The sequence below is a fragment of the Nocardiopsis sp. B62 genome (assembly GCF_018070675.1).
GTDB classification, from domain to species: Bacteria; Actinomycetota; Actinomycetes; order Streptosporangiales; family Streptosporangiaceae; genus Nocardiopsis; species Nocardiopsis prasina.
In genome coordinates this window covers 32,026-51,321 of the sequence record NZ_JAGPXK010000021.1, presented here as the reverse complement: position 1 = coordinate 51,321, position 19,296 = coordinate 32,026, and the positions used below count along the sequence as shown (strand labels likewise).

Sequence of the window (19,296 nt, the reverse complement as noted above, 5' to 3'; positions counted from 1 at the left end):
GAGTTGCGCGGAGGGTGGAGGCCGAGCCTTGGCTGTGTCCGCCGCCCGGCACCGGATCAGTTGGCGGGATTTCCCGCGTTGCCGAGCATGAGCACCGGCAGGGCACCGGGTTCGGAGGCGGTGGAGTCGGCCACCAGGGTCGTGTCGTCGGTGAGGACGCTGTCCACGAGTTCGACGTCCTCCTCGGACTCGGCGTCCGGCGGGATCTCCTGGCGCCAGCCGTTGGAGACGAGGTGCTCGTACACCGCCCGGACCGCCTCCTCGGGTTCGCCGTCGAGCTCCTCGCCCTCCTCACCCGCGATCACGATGAGGCGGAAGCACTGCCCCTGGGAGCAGTGGGCCTCGTCCTGGTCGACGTAGGTGAAGCCGGACGGAGGGCTGCCCAGAGCCCCGACATCGGGCGGGGGAGTGCCCTGCTCGCCCTGCTGCCCGGGGCCCTGCTGCCCCTGGCCGTCGCCGGGGGTGGCCATGGGGGGCGAGTTGAACGACTGGAAGAGGCCGATGGCCCCGGAGACCACGAGGCCGACCACGACCAGCCCCACGAGCACGTACAGCAGTTTCCGGGAGCGCAGCAGCGCCATCATCGCGAGGATCGTCTCCCTGTCGGGTGAGTCGGGGCGGGATGTGTCAGACCTGGGCCGGGGCGGCCAGGTGGCCGAGGATCGAGGTGAAGAACCCCAGCCCCTCGGTGGAGGGTCCGGTCAGGGCCTCGACGGCGTGCTCGGGGTGCGGCATCAGCCCGACCACGTTGCCGTGTTCGTTGGTGACGCCCGCGATGTCACGCCGCGAACCGTTGGGGTTGCCCCCGACGTAGCGTGCGACGACCCGGCCCTCGGACTCCAGCTGGTCCAGGGTCTCCACGTCGGCGACGTAACTGCCCTCGCCGCTCTTGAGGACGACCAGGATCTCCTGGCCCTCGTCGTAGCCGTTGGTCCACGCGGTCCGGGTGTTCTCCATCCGCAGGACCTGGTCGCGGTTGACGAACCGCAGCGAGGAGTTGCGGGTGAGGGCACCCGGGAGCAGGTGGCTCTCGCACAGGATCTGGAAGCCGTTGCAGATGCCCAGGACCGGCAGCGCGCCCGAACGCGCGGCCGGGACCAGCTCGGACATCAGCGGGGCGAACTGGGCGATGGCGCCGCAGCGGAGGTAGTCCCCGTAGGAGAAGCCGCCGGGCAGTACCACCGCGTCGACCCCCTTGAGGTCGTTGTCCGCGTGCCAGAGCGCGACGGGTTCGGCACCCGCCAGGGAGACCGCGCGAGCGGCGTCCTTGTCGTCAAGGGAGCCTGGGAAGGTGACGACGCCCACACGGGCTGTCATGAGCACACTCCGAGTTGGTTGTTCGACGGGGAGGAGTCGGCGGCAGGCCCGTCGCCGGGACGGCGGGAGGTGGCAGCCTGGCGACGCGAGCGCGGAGGATTCCACGGAACACGCCCCACATCCGCAGCGTACCCGCTCACCTGTGCTCGGGTACGACCGTCACCCCCATTGAGGGGGCCCGGGCTGTGTGATCCTCCCAAGGAAGGCCCGTCTGGGAGGGGTGCGGGTGTGTGACTCGACAGTTCACGAGGCGTACGTCACTGGCGCGGGTGGCCGGATGCGCGCACGCCGCACCCCGCGCGGACGGTGCGCGGGGCGCGCGGACCCTGGGGTCCGGGCGGTCGGTCTACAGGAGCGCGAAGCGCGTCGACGGCTGGCCCCGTTCGGAGGCCCCCCGATGGGCGGGGTCGCAGGTCGTCACGCGTTTGCGCAGGACGACGGTGGTGTGGGGTTCGGGATGCAGGTCGACCTCGTCCATGAGGTAGCGCATCAGAGAGATGCCCCTGCCCGATTCTGACGTGAGACCCGGGAGGGGCGTGTGTTCCGAGGCGAATCTGCGCGCGAGCGCCCCGGTGTCGGGCGCCTTACCCGGCTGTGAGATCTGGAGCTCGCACCAGTTGGCGGCGAGCTCGACCCCGACCTCGTAGTCGGGGGACCTCTCCCCGTGTTCGACGGCGTTGGAACAGGCCTCCGAGGCGGCCAGGAGTATGTCGTCGACACATCCGGCACACAGGCCCGATCGGCGAAGCAGCGCGCCGAGGACGTCGCGTACGACGGCGACCGTGTACGCCTGCCTTGGGAGGGAGATCGAGAAAACGGTGTCCATCCGTGTACCTCTCGTGCTCCGTGTCGGTTACCAGCTCGGCACGTTAGGAACCCTTCCCGAGGCCGCTGCAGGTAAAACGAACAGCCGCGCCCCCAAGGGGACGCGGCTGAACATTCGGGACACTTCCGACACTCAGGGGGCCTGGTGGCGCGGTTGGCGCCGACCGTTTCCCGGCCGAGTGCCGTTCCTCACCCGTGGCCTCCGGTGCCGGTGGTGACCGGGGATCAGGCGGGGCGAACCTCGAAGTCCTCGATCACGGTGTTGGCGAGCAGGGTCTCGGCCAGACGGCGGACGTCGGCGAGCTTGGCCTCGTCCACCTCGCCCTCGACCTCGACCTCGAAGCGCTTGCCCTGGCGGACCTGTTCGATCCCCTCGAAACCGAGGCGGGGGCAGGCACCGGCGATGGCCTGGCCCTGCGGGTCCAGGATCTCGGGCTTGAGCATGACGTCAACCACGACGCGGGCCACAGGTCCTCCACAGGAAAAATGGGTATGCCACTGGTCCGCCGTTCTGTAGGGCGCCTCGTCCGGACGCGCCTGGCGGGCGTCGCCAGCGTATGACACCCGGAGGCGCACACGGGTCCTGGCCAGGTGCCACGCGGGCTCTTTGCCGCGTCGTTGCCGGGACAGGTGACGGACTCGACGAGTCCGTGACCCGTATCACCACAATTGATGTCATCATTGGGAGCGTGTGGCTGCGTCTTACAGGGTGGAAGAGATCATTCGGTCGTCCCGAGGGGGAATCTTGACGACTCTCGAAAAGGATCAGATCTCCACGACCGGTGGGGCCCGTGACGAGGCACAGACGCTGGACTTCGCCACCGAGGTGACACCGTTCGCCGACCAGTTGTACCCGACGGCCCTGCGGATGACCCGCAATCCGGCCGACGCCGAGGACCTGGTCCAGGAGACGTTCGCCAAGGCCTTCGCGAATTTTCACCAGTTCCGTGCCGGAACCAACCTGCGGGCCTGGCTTTACCGGATCCTCACCAACACGTTTATCAACAGCTATCGGAAGAAGCAGCGGGAACCGCGTCAGGAGACCACTGACGAGATCAAGGACTGGCAGCTGGCCGCGGCCGAGACCCACACCTCGTCCGGGATGCGTTCGGCCGAGACCGAGGTCCTCGACCACCTGCCCGACTCCGACATCAAGCAGGCCCTGGCCCGCCTCCCCGAGGAGTTCCAGGAGGTCATCTACCTCGTGGACATCGAGGGGTACGCCTACAAGGAGGTGGCCGAGCGCATGGGCACGCCCCTGGGCACGGTGATGTCGCGTCTGCACCGGGCACGCCGTCAGCTCCGCGAGATGCTCGCCGACTACGGCCGTGAGCGCGGAATGCGGGTCCCCGCACAGGAGGCGCGGACCGCGTCCGAGTAACCGCCCGCCGACCGGTCGCGACCGTGGTCGGAACGGGGACCCGAAAGCGCCCGGAGGTCATGCCGCCGGGGCGTTCGGCGGGCCGCCAACGGCGCCCGAGAACGCGCCGAGAAGCGCTCCCGGTGAGATCGGAAGAGCCCAGGGCCAAGCGCGGGAACGGGTGGGACCGTCCGCCTTCGGCCACTCACCGGACTTCTGACGGAAAACGCACCGGCAGCGACCCGGAGTCGGCACCGGTGCATTCTCCGTGTTCGGAACCAGCGACGGTTCAGGGGCCCCAGGGGCCGTTTTCCTCCGCCCGCCCGGATTCCCCGTCCCCCGCCGTTCCTGAGGTATCCGCCGGGCCAGCCGTGACCCGGGGGTGCTCCGTCGGGGTCAGCTCCGGCCCCGTCCGCCTGGTGCGGAACCAGACCACGGCCGTGATCGCCACCAGCAGCACGCACGGAACCAGCATCGCCGCCGACCCGGCCCCCGTGGAGCGGTCGAAACCCTCGGCGAAGTCGCTGCGCAGGACGACCGACAACAGGAAGGCGACCGTGTTGTTCACCGCGTGGATGACCACCGCGATCTCCAGGCCGCCCGTGCGCCACGTGATCAGGCTCAGGGCCACGCCCATCGTGAAGTAGTACAGGTTGAGCCACGGGTCGAGCGCCAGGTGCGCCGACGTGAACAGCAGGCTCGACACCACGACGCCCAGCGCCAGCGCCGTGCGCGGCCCCCGGCCCCAGCTCGCGGCCACCCGGAAGGCCAGACCGCGGAACCCGTACTCCTCACCGGCCGACTGGAGCGGCGCCAGCAGCAGGGTGAGGGCGAAGATCGCGACGATGTCCCGGAACGCCCAGTCCGCCTCGGGGACGGACGGACCCACCACGGTGAAGACGGCCATGTAGAGCGTCCAGAGCGGCAGGATCACCAGGAGCGCCCGGCCGAAGACCTCCATGCGGAAGAGCGACAGCACGGAGTGCAGCGAGGCTCCGCGAACGCCGTAGAGCCACCGCTGGATCAGCATGCTCCACGGGAGGAGCAGGGCGAGGCCGAGCAGGGTCGCGCCGTGGAGCACCGGCGTGTACTCGTCGCCGCCGGTCATCAGGCTGTCCCGGCCGATCAGCAGGTCGACGACCATGCCCAGGATCGCGAACCCGAAGGAGAAGACCAGCATTCCGCCCATGAGGAGCGCGAGCGCTGCGATCCCCCGCCAGATCTGACGCTTCTCGGTGGACAGGACCCGGTGGTACTCCCGCCCCGGGGGAACCGGGCGTGGTCCGCGACGCTTCCTCCGGCCCGCCGGAGTCGCGGCTGGGTGGGGCCCGGGCGGGGGCGGGACCGGTGCGGGGCGCGGGGGTGTGTGGTCGTCTTCGGGGTGCATACTCCGAACCTAGGTCCGCGGCCCCCGCGCGGGGCAGTCTCCGGAATCACGCGTTTTCGCTGCGGATCACACTGCCCGCCGTATGACAGGTGTCATCCCGCGCGCCGGATCGAGGCCCTGGCGGAGGCGAATCGCCCTGTTGAGGACAAGTTGCCACAAAGTAGTTGGAAGACCTTGTAAAAGCTAGGAAGCCCTGGTAGTTGCGCTGTGGCCAGGGTTCGGGATCATGGGTCGGGCAGGGGAAAAGGTGTCGCTGGGGGCTTGCGCTCTCCATAGTGAGTTCTGTCACGATATGGGGAGGGCTGTCCGCACCCGCCCAACACCCCGGGTGGACGGACCGTGATCCGGCCGATCAGCGTTCACCCACGCGAAGTCGGCCCCGAGAACCCGAGGAGCGACGTGTCGCACATCGCCGCGCACGAGGAACCGGAGCTCATTCAGCTCCTGACACCGGAAGGGGAGCTGACCCAGCACCCCGACTACCCCCTGGACATCAGCGCGGAGGAGATCCGCGCGCTCTACCGTGATCTGGTCCTGGTCCGCCGGGTCGACAGCGAGGCGATCACCCTCCAGCGCCAGGGCGAACTGGGCCTGTGGGTCTCGCTGCTGGGTCAGGAGGCCGCGCAGATCGGCTCCGGACGCGCACTCCGCGAGGGCGACATGGCCTTCCCCTCCTACCGTGAGCACGGCGTCGCCTGGTGCCGCGGGATCCAGCCCAGGGAACTGCTCAGCATGTTCCGCGGGGCCAGCAACGGAGGCTGGGACCCGCACGAGCACGGCTTCCACCTGTACACGATCGTCATCGGCAGCCAGGCGCTGCACGCCACCGGCTACGCCATGGGCGTCCAGCGCGACGGCGCGGTCGGTGAGGACGGCACGGCCGTCATCTCCTACTTCGGGGACGGGGCCACCAGCCAGGGCGACACCAACGAGGCGTTCAACTTCGCGTCGGTGAACAACGCCCCCGTGGTCTTCTTCTGCCAGAACAACCAGTGGGCCATCTCCGAGCCGCTGGAGCGCCAGTCCCGCGTGCCGATCTACCGGCGCGCCGCGGGCTTCGGCTTCCCGGGCATGCGCGTGGACGGCAACGACGTCCTCGCCTGCCTCGCGGTCACCCGCGCCGCCCTGGACAACGCGCGGACCGGGAACGGACCCACGCTGGTCGAGGCGTTCACCTACCGGATGGGCGCCCACACGACCAACGACGACCCCAACCGCTACCGGGACAAGGCCGAGCTCGACGAGTGGAAGGCCAAGGACCCGATCCTGCGCGTCCGCCGCTACCTGGAGCTCAACGGCCTCGCCGACGACGCCTTCTTCGCCTCGATCGAGGAGGAGGCCGACAGCGTCGGCGAGACGGTGCGCGCCCAGTGCCGCACCATGCCCGACCCCGAGCCGCTGGACATCTTCCACGAGGTCTACGCCGAGCCCAACGTCCACATCGACCAGCAGCGGTCCGAGTTCGCCGACTACCTGTCCTCCTTCGAGGGTGCGGGCGCGGAAGGGGGCCGCTAGGCCATGGGAACCAACCTCACCATCGGCAAGGCCATCAACGCCGGCCTGCGCGCCGCCATGGAGCACGACCCCAAGGTCCTCATGATGGGCGAGGACGTCGGCAAGCTCGGCGGCGTCTTCCGGGTCACCGACGGCCTCCACAAGGACTTCGGCGCCGACCGGGTCATCGACACCCCGCTGGCCGAGTCCGGCATCGTCGGCACCGCGATCGGCATGGCCATGCGCGGCTACCGGCCAGTGGTGGAGATCCAGTTCGACGGGTTCTTCTTCCCCGCCGCGAACCAGACCTTCACCCAGCTCGCCAAGATGCGCCGCCGCTCGGCGGGCAAGCTCGCCATGCCCGTCGTCATGCGCATCCCCTACGGCGGCGGGATCGGCGCGGTGGAGCACCACAGCGAGTCCCCCGAGGCCTACTTCCAGCACACCGCCGGTCTGCGCGTGGTCACCGTCGCCAACCCGGAGGACGCCTACTGGATGATCCAGCAGGCCATCCGCTCCGACGACCCGGTCATCTTCCTGGAGCCCAAGCGGCGCTACTACGAGAAGACCGAGGTCGACACCGAGGCCTCCATCGAGGAGGTCACGCCGATGGGCGCGGCCCGGATCGCGCGCCCCGGCACCGACTGCACGCTGCTGGCGTACGGCCCCATGGTCAAGACCGCACTCCAGGCGGCCGAGGCCGACACCGAGCACTCCATCGAGGTCGTCGACGTGCGCTCGCTCGCGCCGGTCGACTACGCGACCATCACCGAGTCGGTGAAGCGCACCGGCCGACTGGTCGTGGCGCACGAGGCCACGCTCACCGGCGGCCCCGGCGCGGAGATCGCCGCCCGGGTCACGGAGGAGTGCTTCTACCACCTGGAGTCGCCGGTCATCCGCGTGGCCGCGTTCGACACCCCCTACCCGCAGTCCAGGCTGGAGGAGCACTACCTGCCGGACCTGGACCGGGTCCTGGACGGCGTCGACCGGGCGTTCGCGTACTAGATCGGGGATACCGCAAGACATGGCGATTCAGAAGAGCACGCCCGCGGTTGACGGCGTGCACGCGTTCAAACTGCCCGACGTCGGTGAGGGCCTGGTCGAGGCCGAGCTCCTGACCTGGTACGTCAAGCAGGGCGACACGGTGGCCGACGGCCAGATGGTCTGTGAGATCGAGACGGCCAAGGCCGTGGTGGAGCTGCCCTGCCCGTTCTCCGGGACGGTCCGGGAACTGCTGGCCGCCGAGGGCGAGACGGTGGAGGTCGGCTCGGTGATCATCACCGTGGACGACGGCACCGGAGGCTCCGGCTCCGGCTCCGGCGCGGGCTCCGACTCCCGCTCCGGCGACGCCGCCGACACCGCGGAGGAGGCCGCCCCCGAGGCGGCCGAGACCGAGGCCCGTGAGAAGCCCCTGGTGGGCTACGGCGAGAAGGCCGCCGCCACGCAGCGCCGAGCCCGCCGACGTCCGACCCCCTCGGGCCCGGTGTCGCCGCCCGCGCCCAGGCCCACCGAGCCCGCACCGACGGCTGTTCCCGCGTCCGGGCGGCCGTTGGCCAAGCCGCCGATCCGCAAGCTGGCCAAGGACCTCGGGGTGGACCTCGGCGCGGTCGCGCCCACCGGCAGGGACGGGATCGTGACCCGTGATGACGTGCGCGCCGCCGCTGGCGGCGAGGCCACGGCCGCTCCGGTCTCCTCCGAAGAGACGGCCGTCGTCCCGCAGCCCGCGTCCACGACGGACCGGTCCGCCCGCGAGCGGCGCGTCCCGGTCAAGGGCGTGCGCAAGCACACCGCCGCGGCCATGGTGAACAGCGCGTTCACCGCGCCGCACGTGACCGAGTTCCTCCAGGTGGACGTCACCAGGACGATGAGGGCGGTGGCCCGGCTGCGCGAGCGCCGCGACTTCGCCGACGTCCGGGTGTCCCCGCTCCTGCTGGTGGCCAAGGCCCTGCTCATGGCGGTCCGCCGCCACCCGGAGGTCAACTCCTCCTGGGACGAGGAGGCCCAGGAGATCGTGGTCAAGGACTACGTGAACCTGGGGATCGCGGCCGCCACCGAGCGCGGTCTGGTGGTGCCCAACATCAAGGACGCCGACGCCCAGACCCTCCCGGAGCTGGCGGCGTCACTCAAGGCGCTCACCGACACGGCGAGGTCGGGGAAGACGAGCCCGGCCGACATGTCCGGCGGCACCATCACCATCACCAACGTCGGTGTGTTCGGGGTGGACGCCGGAACGCCGATCATCAACCCCGGTGAGGCCGCCATCCTCGCCTTCGGGCAGATCCGCGACATGCCGTGGGTCCACAAGGGCGAACTGAAGATCCGCAAGGTGACGACCCTGTCGCTCTCCTTCGACCACCGGCTGGTCGACGGGGAACTGGGCTCCAAGTTGCTGCGCGACGTCGGCACCGCGTTGGAGGACCCGGAGCTGACCGCCCTGGCCTGGGGGTAGTCGAAGAACGAGAGGCCGGTGCGGCCGGGGGAGACTCCCCGGCCGCACCGGCCTTCGCGTGCGTGCCGTCGCCGCGTCCGTGGACGGGCCCGCCCCCAAGGGGGTGGGGGCGGGCCCTACACAGAGGTGTTCCCGCCACGGGGGCGTGACCAACCCTTGACCCCCGCTTTTTCCGAGGCCGGGGCGGGCCTCAGGCGAAGGGCCAGACCAGACCGTACTGGGCGCCCACCGCGACGACCACCAGCGCGGCCACCGGCAGCAGCGAGTAGTGGACCCGGCGCACCGGGCCCCACCAGCCCCGTACCCAGGCGGTGACCGCGAACCCGGCGGTGACCAGGGTCAGCGGGACGGCCAGCCCCAGTGGGAGGGAGAGCGCGGTCGAGTCGCCGAGCAGCCACTCCTGGAGCCGGTTCAGGTCCACGACCGCGTAGACCACCAACCCGACCCCGACCAGGCACGCGAGGGCCGTGAGCCCGGCGGAGACGGCGGCGGCGATCCGCGCCGCCCCTTCCGGGCGACGGAGCCGGACGGCGCCGCTGAGCAGGAGCAGCAGGGAGACCGCCACGGCGACCAGGTGCACGCCGGGGCCGCCCCACGCGGGGGCGCGGTCGTAACCGCTGGTGGGGTTGGCCTCCAGGTACACGGCCACGGCCCGGCCCTCCTCGACCACGAACGCGAGCCGCTCCCCGCCGTCCGCTGTCTCGAACACGTCGTTCCCCACGGGAAGCCAGTGCTCCTCCGGCATGATGGCTCCCCGCACCCTCAGGGCGCCGTCGCCCGCGTCCCGCACCGTGACGTTGTCGAAGAGCGTGACGATGCGCCCGCTCCCCGTGTTGGGGCGTCGCGTGGTCACGTAGCTGCCGGTGTAGACGCTCGTGTCCGGCGCGGCCGTGTCGGGCGCGTTCGTGCGCTCGGCGCCGGTCCCGTCGCCCCCGGCCGGGGCGAAGGTGTCGGCGAATTCGTTCAGGACGGCGAAGCGCAGGTCGTGGAGGGGGTTGTCCCCGGCGTCGGGGCCCGCGTCGTCACCGTTGACGGCCACGAAGACCCCGGCGTCGGTCCCGGGCACGATCAGGTAGCCGGTGTGCAGGCCGTCCAGGTCACCGCCGTGGCCCACGCTGCGGGGCGGTCCGGTCCGGTACTCGTAGGTCCCGTAGCCCATGGCCGTGGTGTCCGGGTGGACCTCGAACTGGCGGTCGAGCATGGCCTCGGTCCAGTCGGGGCCGAGCACGCGCTCGCCGTCCAGCTCCCCGCCGCCGAGCAGCGCCAGCATGAACCGCGCCATGTCGTCGTCGGTGGTCACCGCGGCACCGGCGGGGACCAGCGGGATGTGGGGGTAGGGCACCGGAGAGCCGTCGGGCCGGTGCCCTGTGACGAGGTCGGTCTCGTCGTGGAGCTGGCCGAACCGGGTGCCGTCCATGCCCAGCGGCGCGAACACGTTCCGTTCCACGTACTCCTCGAACGGAACGCCGCTGACCTCCTGGACCACGAACCCGGCGAGCCCGGTCCCGTAGTTGGAGTAGGCGGTGAACCGGCCGGGCCGGAAGACGCGGTCGGGGGTGTTGTCCCGCAGGAACTCCGCCAGGCCGCGCTGGTTCCCGGTGTCCTCGGGGTCGTCCATCTCGGTGCGCTCGTCGAACCCGGGGCTGTGGGTGAGCAGGTGGTGGAGGGTGACGGGCTGGCCCTCGTGGGTGTCCGGGACCCGCAGGTCCTCGGGCAGGTACGTGTTCACGTCCTCGTGCAGGTCCACCTCGCCCCGTTCGGCCAGCTGGAGGACGGCCACGGCGGTGAAGGACTTCGCGACGGACGCGGTGGGGATGCCGTGTACCTCCGGGTCCAGGGGCGTTCCGGTGGAGAGGTCGGCGACCCCGTGCGCGGCGGAGGCCAGCGGTGCGCCGTCCCCGACCACGGAGACCACCACGCCGGGGGCTCCGTGCCGTTCCAGGAGCTCGGGGACACGTTGGTCGACGAACTCCTCGGCGGACTCCCTGGTGAGTTCGCGAGAAGGGGGCGGGGGCGCGGCTGGCTCCGCGCTCGCGACGGCGGCCGGGGCCAGGGCCAGGGTCGCGGCTGCGGCGAGGCAGAGCGGGACGGAGAGGAAACGGGAGACGGATACGGGCACGGAGGGCTCCAAGCGGGCTGTTCGGTGTCAGCACCAACGCTAGGAATTCGGCCCGTCAGAGGCACTGGCGCTCGTGACCCTCCTCCCGGTACGGCCAGCTGTAGTACGGCTCCCGGTTGACGACGACAGCCCGTCAGCTTCCAACTCCTGGAACCAGACCCTGCCCTGACCCGTTACGTGACCCCGCCGGGCTTCGGCGGACAGAGCCACGCCGAAACGCGGGAGGGGGTCCACGAGATCCAGCCCGGCGACGATCACCAGCGCATCGCGGTCCTCGACGTCCCACCCGTCGAGGTGGAGGCGCTGACCCCGCGAGCGGGCTCGTCCGGCGGGATCGAGGGCGTCCCCCTCACCGGGTGAGCCCGCACCGTTCGTGCTCCCGGCGCAGGCTCAGCCCAGCAGGAAGGTGATGGCGAACAGGACCGGCACCGTGAGGAAGGTGGTCAGCAGGATCACCTCACGCGTGAGGGTCTCACCGGTCCGGTACAGGGTGGCGTAGTTGTACACGTTCTGAGCCGTCGGCAGGGCCGCCAGGACCACCACCGAGAACAGGGCGGCGCCCTCCAGCCCGAACGCCAGGGAGCCCAGCGCCCAGGCGGTCAACGGCAGCCCGATCGACTTCAGAGCCACCGCCAACAGGACGGGGACCTGGTCGGGCCCGGCACGGCCCGGCAGGGAGCTGCCGTGCAAGGAGATCCCGAAGGCCAGGAGCATCGCCGGGACGGCCATGCCGCCGATCAGCTCGAACGGCTCCATCAGGGGAGCGGGTGGATCCCAGCCCGAGGCGGAGAGCGCGACCCCGGCGATGGAGGCGATCACCACGGGGTTGCGCACGGGGGTGCCCAGGGAGCGCCGGAGCACCGGCCAGAAACCCCGCACACTCCCGTTGGCCAGGTCCAGCACGGTCAGGGAGACCGGGGCCAGCACCAGCAGCTGGAAGAGCAGGATCGGGGCGACCAGCGAGGCGTCCCCGAGTACGTAGACGGAGATCGGGATGCCCAGGTTGCCCGCGTTCACGTACGAGGCGCCCAGCACACCCACGGTGGTGCGGCCGACGCCCCAGCGCCGGATGACCCCCAGCACGAGGAAGGCGAGCGCGACGATCACCACGCTGAGCACGCTCACCAGGACCGGACCCGAAACCAGGATGGACAGGTCGGTCCGCGCGAGGATCGTGAACAACAGAGCAGGGCTGGCGATGAAGAACGCCAGCTTGCTGAGGACCTCCCTGGCCCCCGGACCGAGCAGGGGTATTCGCCCGAGCATGTAGCCGATGACGACAATGCTGGCGATGACGCCGAACCCGACGATGACCCCGGACAAGGAACGCCCTCCGAACAACCGTGCGGCCGCGACCCGCCGAGGCTAACGGAGTCCGCTCGGAAGCGAAACGGTCCACGTCACACCACGGAAAGTGACCGTTCAGTGCTCCTGGCAGCACTCCTGCCGGGTCTGGAGGGCGGCCACCATCCTGCGGCGGCGGGACTCCCTGACCGAGACGGAGACGATGCGGGTGACCGCGACGGCGGTGATCACGGCCAGCGGGATGGCCAGCGCGGTGGCCGGTTGGCGGATGGGGCGGAAACCGGCGCCCTCGGGGCCCACCACCAGGAAGCCCGAGGGGCGCACCCGCGTGAAGCCCACGCCGCCTGCGCCGTCACCGCCGAAGAACGGGAGGTTGCCGGTGCCGCCGCCCATGGTGCTCAGGCTGCTGACCCGGGCGACGGGGACCACCGTGGTCGCGCCCGAGGTCACCGGGGCACCGAAGGCCGTGGCGGACCCGGCCACGGCGCGGGTGTTGTCGAGCAGCGACGTCAGCGTGGCCATGGTGCCGCGCTGTTTCCTTGTCCTGGGCATCCGAGGTGTCCTCTCCCTGGGGTCGCGGGATTTCACGCTATATGCGGCACCCTCCGAACGCGGTAAGGATGGCGCCAATGGTGTGTCCGCGTCAGGAGGTGGGGCTCTGCGAGGCCCGGGCGCGTGATGTCGGATCGCGCTCCCAGACTCATCGAACGTGCCGAGGGAGACCAACCCCTGATCTCCGTACTCGCACCTTGCGATTCGAAGTCGCCTGTGAACAGGGGTGTACGAAGCGGGAGCCGGTCGGAACAGCCACTACGGAACCACACCCACGAGACGACGCGGGCTGCCCGTCACCTTCTCCTGCACCACCAGTGCGCCCGGGGCGACGGTCATGTCGGGCGGACCGGGAAGCGAGGAGCGCTGAAGTTCGCTCCCGTCTTGGCTGTAGTCCCGTTCGACCCGGATACCGAGGTCGATGACTCGGGACTCGCCGTCCTCGTCCACCACCAGGCGTGCCTCGTCCCAGGCGGCTTCGTCGGGGTCGAACGAAGTGTTGGTCTGGTTCACGTCGAGCCAGACGATCGCCTTCTCGAGAGGCAGGACGAATACGCCTCCTAGGCGCGCCCCTTGGCCTGGGGTATGAAGCGTCGTGTGGGTGTTGCCGGAGAAGTCGGTGTAGGAGTACTCGAACTCGTCGTCCTCGACCAGCCACTGCTCGGTCACGACGGCGTTCTCCAGGGCACCGATGACATTGCCCTCTCGCCCTGAGAAGAACTTCTCCTCAGCCAGCTGCTCTCCGGAGGCGGGGTCGAGGATCCACTCCTGCACGCCCTGCGGACCGCTGGCCACCGCGACCACTGCGCCGGAGGGCCGCTGAACGCCCAGCTCGACCGGGTGGGAGTTGATGGGAGCGCCTCTTTCGATCTCATGGCGCCAGAGCTCCTCTCCTGAGTTGGCGTCGAGTCCCAGGAGAACGACCGTGTGCGTCTGCTCCTCTGCGGTCTCGTCGGGGGACTCGATGTCCTCGTCCATGAAGTTGCCGGAAAGGATGATTGTGTCGCCCGAGGCGACCACTCCCTTGGGATGAAAGTCCCGCCCCTGCTGGCCTTCTTCTCGGAGGTTGGTGAGACTCCATGACTCGTCTCCGGTCTCCAGGTCGAGTGAGAACACGCCGGTTCTCTGGTCATCCAGCTTTCGATAGACGATCCGGGACGAGTCGGAGAGCAGACCCAGATGCTCTGGCTTGGGGGACAGCGTCGTGATGTTCCCGGGAACCTGTTCCTCAGCGGTGAAGTCCTCCACGTGGGCGCCGAGTTCCTCGCCCGTGTCGGAGTCTAAAAGCACGACGTCGTGCGGGACGGCCGCGGCTTCGGAATCCTCGCCGACGGGGTAGGCGAGCGCGACACGGTCTCCGCTCGCCGTGACGTTCGCGTCCGTCACCGCCTCGCCGACTCGTCGGTATCGCCAGAGCTCCTCCCCGGTGTCGCCCTGCAGGGCGATGACCCCGTCCGAGACGGTCACGACAACACCGAGAGGGAAGGGACGTACGTCGACGATGTCGGTTTCCTCAGGAGCCTCCCAATCCCATCCCACGGAAGACAGGCTTCTGGGGAGGTCAAGCGGGTCTGCGATCCCTTGGAACACCGAATGGTCGATCTCGCTCTCCTCCCAGGCCCCGGGCATCAGCGAACACGATGAGAGCAGAAGAGTCAGCGCCGTCACGGACAGAATTCTGGTCGATTCCATATCCGCTCCTCAGAGGTCGTGTGGGAGTCGAGGTTGGGTGTGTCGAGACCGATGGAGGCCGAATGTGGGGCCGGTCGGGGTGTGGTGAGGTACCGGCCGAACGTGACTTCACCGATGCCTACTATGGGATTCCCTGAGGGGAATCTGCGTCTGAACAGGTGTGCATGGCGAGGATATGGCCCCGGGGGAGGCGAACGCGGAGTTCCTTTCCTGGGAGAAGGGCGGGCCGCGTCGGGGCTCGTCTCCCAGCTGAGCACGTCGTGGTCTCGGGACATGAGAACCCGCACGGACGTGCGGGGCGGGATCGACCAACTCCTGGCCGGTGTGGGCGACGGGAGGGGCACTGAGCTCTTCGAGGGATGACACCGGTGCTGAGAAGGCGGAGGCGGACGTGGAAGGACCCGACGGCGAGAACGAATGATGGGGTCGTGGTTGCGCTCTTGGTGGTTCCGGGGCGGAGTGCTGCTGGCGGTAGTGGCTCTGTTTGGAGCCTGGTTGTTGCCGAGGGAGGACGCGCGAGTTCGGAACGAGACCCTGGCGGGTGATTGGGCTCACGGGGAGGTTCCGTTGACGGTCTCGGAACTGGCCTGGGAGTGGACCGTCGAGGAAGCTACAGGTGTGCCGAGGTTGTCCCGTCTTCCTGGCGGTGTACTGGTGGCTATGGAGGACGGCGTCGTCGCGTTGGACGGTGCCTCGGGTCGGGAGATGTGGAGCTACCTGGTGGAGGGGACCCGGGTGTGGACGGACGTGTCCCCGTCGGGAAACCGAGTTCACGTGCTCTTTCCGGACCAGCCACAGGAGCGTCCTGAAGGGGACGACAGGTCCGCCGAAGGTCCGAACGGTGAGGACGAGAGTGAGCCGGTGCCGGGCCGCCGTGTGGTTCTGGACGGGGAGACCGGCGAGGTCGTCGGTGACCGCGAGGAGGAGTTGGCGGGGGACGTCGAGGAACTGCGTGGTGTCTTCGATATCGGTGTCGCGACGGACACCGGAGCCCTGAGGGTGACACCTGAGCCGCAGTTGGGTGCGGAGATGCGTTCGGATACGCACGGCGAAGTCCTCTGGCGCACCGAAGAGTTGTTCTCCTGCGGTGACGCGAAGGTCGGCTCGGCCAGCACTCCGACGGTGTTCGAGGATGTCGTGGTGGTGCGAGCCGTGTGCGGTTCAGGGGAAGTGCAGGTGACCGCCCTCGATTTGGGGGAAGGGTCGCGGCTGTGGTCCAGGACGGGGTCCGAGAGCGATTTCCTCGCGCCGGACGGTGGTGTCCGTCGGGTGGGGGGTCTGTTGGCCGTTCACGAGGGGGACACGGTTCCCAGTCCTGAGGGCGGAACACGTCATCAGGAACGTGTGGTCCTGGACCCAGCCAGCGGCGAGGTTGTGGGGAACGGGCCTGATCTGGGAGATGACCAGGCCTTGGTCAAGACCCTGGAGGACGGCTATCTGGTGGCTACCAGGGGGACCGGCGAACGCGTCTACGACTACGAGAAGCGGGGTTTCGACGGACAGACTCTGGCTGCTACTGACGGAGCGGCGATCCACACCTGGGCGATGAGTGTCTACCTTCTGCCCTTGGAGGAGAGCCTGGTCAAGTTGGAGCCCCGTTCTCCCCTGACGCGCGGGACCGACGTGGTTCGCAGCGGACTGACTGTGAGCGAGTGGGGGAGCGGTAGGGAAGCCGACGAGATCGCTTTGCCGAGGCCGTTGGACGGGGGACTCAGCACCCAGGAGTCCTCCCGTGCCCATGACTTGCTGGGCGATGACCGGTTCCTTGCGGTCCCCGGGGCCGTGACGCTTGTCGAGCGACCCGAGGGAGACGGCACCGGGGCCACGGTGCTGGGTTTCCGATGAATGATCGCCATGTGTCCTGAGCCGGGCAGCGCAAGGAGTGGGAGAGCATGACGAGAAGCTGGCCATCCCTCCGGTGGGCGAGCGCTGGAGTGGCCGTGGTGTTCCTGGTCCCCCTCGGGGCCTGTTCGGTGCTGGGGTTCGGGGGTGTCTCGGTGAGCCACCAGGAGTTGGACGGTGAGTGGTCGGACGCCGCCGTGCCCGGAACTGTGTCGGAGCTGGCGTGGGAGTGGACCGCCGAGGGGTACACGGGTGATCTGGGGGTGACCGCGCTGCCCGGGGGCGTGCTCCTGCGCATGTCGCACGGTGTCGTCGCGCTGGACGGTGTGACCGGTGAGGAGCAGTGGAGCTTCGTCGTGCAGGACGAGGACGTCCCCGTACGGACGGACGTGCCCTCGTCCGGTGAGCGGGTCCACGTGCTCTACCCGGAGGAGGCCCCGGGCGAGGAGTCCGGGGGCACCGACGGAGACGACTCGGCGGGGGTACCCGGTCGCAGGGTCGTTCTCGACGGAGTGACCGGCGAGATCGTCGGCGACCTGGAGGAGGAGTTCACCGGTGACATCGAGGAGCTGGGGGCCTTCGACCTCGGGACCGCTACGGACGCCGGCCTCTTCGAACTGGGTTCCGAGCCGCTGCTGAGCGGTCGCATGCTCTCGGACGAGGACGGTTCGGAGCTGTGGCGGACCGAGGACCTGTTCACGTGTGACGGTGGGAGTGTGGACCGGGCCGATCGGCCGGCGGTCTTCCCCGAGGCGCTGGTCGTGCGCGCGGAGTGCGGCACGGACGTGACCGAGCTGGTCGCCCTGGACCCCGAGGACGGAGAGGTTCTCTGGAATCTCGAGGGCGCGGGAGCGCGCCCCTCCGCCGATTCGGTGCGTGCAGTGGGAGACCTGCTCGCCCTGGACCAGGGCGGGGACGGTTACTGGGGCGAGGAGTTCGCCGAGGCGGTCGTGCTCGACCCGGTCACGGGCGAGGTCGTGGGCGACGCCGCGGGGACCGGCGAGGACTGGTACCCGGCGCGCACGTTCGGGAACGGGTTCCTCGTGTCGCGGCGCGAGTCCGGGGCGGACGCTGTCGGTTACGAGCTGCGCCGGTTCGACGGCCAGGTCTCGGGCACCGCGGCACAGGCGGTGGAGACGTCGTCGCCCGGGGCGTACGTGATCGCCCTCGAAGACGCGGTGGTCAAGTTCGCGGATTCGGGAGACGGCGGGCCGATGGTCAGCGTCGCTCCTTGGGACGGAGGCGAACCGTTCGATGTGGATGTGCCCGAATCCACCGATGTCGCTCTGCCTTCGGGGACCAGGCAGCCGGAGGGCCGGTTCGAGGCTGTCCCCGGCGTCGTGGTTCTGGTCGACCTGAGCGGCGCCGAGGGCGAGGGGGTCAAGGTGCTCGGCTTTGGTGAGTAGGCCCCGACCGTTTCTCCGGTGGGCGAGCGCTGGAGTGGCCGTGGTGTTCCTGGTCCCCCTCGGGGCCTGTTCGGTGCTGGGCTTCGGGGGTGTCTCGGTCAGCCACCAGGAGTTGGACGGTGAGTGGTCGGACGCCGCCGTGCCGGGGTCGATCTCCGAGGTGGCGTGGGAGTGGACCGCTGAAGGTCACTGGGGGGATGTGGAGGTGACCCCCCTCCCGCGCGGTGCCCTGGTGCGTACGGCTCGGGGAGTGGTGGCCCTGGACGGGGTGACCGGTGAGGAGCGGTGGAGTTTCACCGTGGACGACGAGGGTGTCCGTGCGTTGACGGACGTGTCCTCCTCCGGGGAGCGGGTTCACGTGATGTACCCGAAGGAAGCACCGGACGAGGAGTTCGGGGCGGCCGACGACGAGGAGGGGTCCGTCCCTCCGGTCGAGTGGCGGCGTGTGGTCCTGGACGGAGTCAGCGGTGAGGTCGTCGGCGACTTCGCGGAGCCGATCGCCCCCGACGTCGAGAAGCCAGGGCCCTTCAACGTGGGTGTCGCTGGCGACGGGGGTGTCTTCCACTTGGAGGCCAGTGACGGGCTCTCGGGGGCGATGCTCTCGGACGAGGACGGATCCGAGCTGTGGCGGACCGAGGACCTGTTCACGTGTGAGGGATCTAAGGTGCACCGGGCTGACCGGCCGGTGGTGTTCTCCGACGCGGTGGTCGTACGAGCGGGCTGCGGTTCGCTCGACGCCGAGCTGATCGCTCTGGACCCTGGGGACGGGTCGGTTCTGTGGCAGCTGGAGGGTGAGGAAGCAGCGTTCCTGATCTCCGAACGCCGTTCCGTGCGTGGGGCGGGTGAGGTGCTTCCCGTGTACCACGACCAGGGGTCGTCGTATCAGGACGAACAGTTCAGCGAGAGGTACGTGTTCGATCCGGTCACGGGTGGGGTCGTGGGTGACGCGACAGGGCTCGAGGAAGAAGAGCACCATTACCTGGTTCGCACGCTTGAAGACGGGTTCCTCGTCGCCCAGCGCGCTCCTTCTGTCAAGGCCGCCGGTTACGAGTTGCGCCGGTTCGACGGCCGGACCCTGGCCACCGAGGAGCGGGCGGTGCCCACGGCGTCGATCAGTAGCTACGTGCTGGCTCTGGAGGACGCGGTGGTCAAGCTCGAGTCGGAGGACCCGGAGACTCCGGTCAACGTCGCTCCCTGGGGTGGCGGCGAGGTGCACCGGATCGATCTCCCGGAGCCGGTCAAGGCGGCCGGTTACTTCCAGGCCAGGCAGCCGGAGGGGCAGTTCGAGGCCGTTCCCGGGGCCGTGGTGCTGGTCGACCTGGCTGACTCCCAGGGCCAGGGGGTCAGGGTCATCGGATTCCGCTGACCGGATCCGCGCCCCCGGCCGGCCTCCGGCTGCTGAGGGACCTGTCCGGCGCGATCCGCCTGTGGCGGCGGGCCTCCTTCACCGACACGGCGACGGTGTCGGCCGCCGCGACCGCAGTGACGCCGAACAGCGGGATCGACAGGACTGCGGCGGGCAGGCTGATGTGGCGAAGGGGCGTGGGT

At 69.6% G+C, this 19,296-nt stretch carries 17 protein-coding genes; 8 read left to right on the top strand and 9 right to left on the bottom strand.

Translation table 11 applies throughout. The features are described from left to right. Positions 1–56: 56 nt before the first annotated feature. The 4 genes from KBX21_RS20030 to purS form a co-directional block, all read right to left on the bottom strand. Positions 57–584, bottom strand: a complete 528-nt coding sequence (locus tag KBX21_RS20030) for a hypothetical protein (protein WP_210843024.1) — start codon at positions 582–584, stop codon at positions 57–59. A gap of 43 nt (positions 585–627) precedes the next feature. After that, the gene (gene purQ / locus KBX21_RS20025) at positions 628–1,317 is read right to left on the bottom strand and encodes a phosphoribosylformylglycinamidine synthase subunit PurQ (RefSeq protein WP_210843023.1); all 690 of its coding nucleotides are present in this window, start codon (positions 1,315–1,317) and stop codon (positions 628–630) included. A gap of 346 nt (positions 1,318–1,663) precedes the next feature. Then, the gene (locus tag KBX21_RS20020) at positions 1,664–2,143 is read right to left on the bottom strand and encodes an ATP-binding protein (protein WP_049571136.1); all 480 of its coding nucleotides are present in this window, start codon (positions 2,141–2,143) and stop codon (positions 1,664–1,666) included. Between the two features lie 224 nt (positions 2,144–2,367). Further along, positions 2,368–2,610, bottom strand: a complete 243-nt coding sequence (gene purS, locus KBX21_RS20015) for a phosphoribosylformylglycinamidine synthase subunit PurS (RefSeq protein ID WP_017546939.1) — start codon at positions 2,608–2,610, stop codon at positions 2,368–2,370. Between the two features lie 277 nt (positions 2,611–2,887). On the opposite strand from purS, the gene KBX21_RS20010 reads away from it, so the two are divergent. Continuing rightward, positions 2,888–3,523: a sigma-70 family RNA polymerase sigma factor gene (locus KBX21_RS20010; protein WP_049571140.1), complete on the top strand. Its 636-nt coding sequence runs from the start codon at positions 2,888–2,890 to the stop codon at positions 3,521–3,523. A gap of 268 nt (positions 3,524–3,791) precedes the next feature. Here KBX21_RS20010 and KBX21_RS20005 read toward each other — a convergent pair whose 3' ends face one another. Beyond that, positions 3,792–4,889 carry a CPBP family intramembrane glutamic endopeptidase gene (locus tag KBX21_RS20005; protein ID WP_210843021.1) on the bottom strand — a complete coding sequence of 366 codons (1,098 nt, stop codon included), beginning with the start codon at positions 4,887–4,889 and terminating at the stop codon, positions 3,792–3,794. Between the two features lie 399 nt (positions 4,890–5,288). Here KBX21_RS20005 and pdhA point away from each other — a divergent pair, with 399 nt between their 5' ends. From pdhA to KBX21_RS19990, 3 genes are read left to right on the top strand one after another with little or no spacing between them, the layout of a single operon-like run. After that, positions 5,289–6,404 (top strand): pyruvate dehydrogenase (acetyl-transferring) E1 component subunit alpha, encoded by a 1,116-nt coding sequence (gene pdhA / locus KBX21_RS20000; RefSeq protein ID WP_210843019.1) that lies wholly within the window; start codon positions 5,289–5,291, stop codon positions 6,402–6,404. 3 nt (positions 6,405–6,407) lie between these two features. Continuing rightward, entirely contained in the window at positions 6,408–7,388 is a 981-nt protein-coding gene (locus tag KBX21_RS19995) for an alpha-ketoacid dehydrogenase subunit beta (protein WP_049571150.1), read from the top strand. 19 nt (positions 7,389–7,407) lie between these two features. Next, positions 7,408–8,832, top strand: a complete 1,425-nt coding sequence (locus KBX21_RS19990) for a dihydrolipoamide acetyltransferase family protein (protein ID WP_210843017.1) — start codon at positions 7,408–7,410, stop codon at positions 8,830–8,832. Positions 8,833–9,022: 190 nt separating this feature from the next. On the opposite strand, the gene KBX21_RS19985 is transcribed toward KBX21_RS19990, so the two are convergent. Further along, a complete protein-coding gene (locus KBX21_RS19985; RefSeq protein WP_307869241.1) occupies positions 9,023–10,951 on the bottom strand; it encodes a serine hydrolase domain-containing protein in 1,929 nt (642 codons plus the stop codon). Between the two features lie 177 nt (positions 10,952–11,128). Here KBX21_RS19985 and KBX21_RS19980 point away from each other — a divergent pair, with 177 nt between their 5' ends. After that, the gene (locus KBX21_RS19980; RefSeq protein WP_210843014.1) at positions 11,129–11,311 is read left to right on the top strand and encodes a hypothetical protein; all 183 of its coding nucleotides are present in this window, start codon (positions 11,129–11,131) and stop codon (positions 11,309–11,311) included. Positions 11,312–11,341: 30 nt separating this feature from the next. On the opposite strand, the gene KBX21_RS19975 is transcribed toward KBX21_RS19980, so the two are convergent. The 3 genes from KBX21_RS19975 to KBX21_RS19965 all read right to left on the bottom strand — a co-directional run bounded on the left by KBX21_RS19975 (position 11,342) and on the right by KBX21_RS19965 (position 14,500). Further along, positions 11,342–12,274 (bottom strand): AEC family transporter, encoded by a 933-nt coding sequence (locus KBX21_RS19975; protein WP_210843012.1) that lies wholly within the window; start codon positions 12,272–12,274, stop codon positions 11,342–11,344. Positions 12,275–12,373: 99 nt separating this feature from the next. Then, complete coding sequence (locus tag KBX21_RS19970) at positions 12,374–12,808, bottom strand: GerW family sporulation protein (protein WP_049571163.1); 435 nt, start codon at positions 12,806–12,808, stop codon at positions 12,374–12,376. A gap of 258 nt (positions 12,809–13,066) precedes the next feature. Continuing rightward, on the bottom strand, positions 13,067–14,500 hold the full coding sequence (locus KBX21_RS19965) for a PQQ-binding-like beta-propeller repeat protein (protein ID WP_210843011.1): 1,434 nt from the start codon (positions 14,498–14,500) through the stop codon (positions 13,067–13,069). A 567-nt stretch (positions 14,501–15,067) separates the two neighbouring features. Here KBX21_RS19965 and KBX21_RS19960 point away from each other — a divergent pair. From KBX21_RS19960 to KBX21_RS19950, 3 genes are read left to right on the top strand one after another with little or no spacing between them, the layout of a single operon-like run. Then, the gene (locus KBX21_RS19960; RefSeq protein ID WP_210843009.1) at positions 15,068–16,345 is read left to right on the top strand and encodes a PQQ-binding-like beta-propeller repeat protein; all 1,278 of its coding nucleotides are present in this window, start codon (positions 15,068–15,070) and stop codon (positions 16,343–16,345) included. 47 nt (positions 16,346–16,392) lie between these two features. Continuing rightward, the gene (locus KBX21_RS19955) at positions 16,393–17,748 is read left to right on the top strand and encodes a PQQ-binding-like beta-propeller repeat protein (protein ID WP_247666040.1); all 1,356 of its coding nucleotides are present in this window, start codon (positions 16,393–16,395) and stop codon (positions 17,746–17,748) included. A 40-nt stretch (positions 17,749–17,788) separates the two neighbouring features. After that, on the top strand, positions 17,789–19,114 hold the full coding sequence (locus KBX21_RS19950; RefSeq protein ID WP_234003907.1) for a PQQ-binding-like beta-propeller repeat protein: 1,326 nt from the start codon (positions 17,789–17,791) through the stop codon (positions 19,112–19,114). Positions 19,115–19,296: the final 182 nt, after the last annotated feature.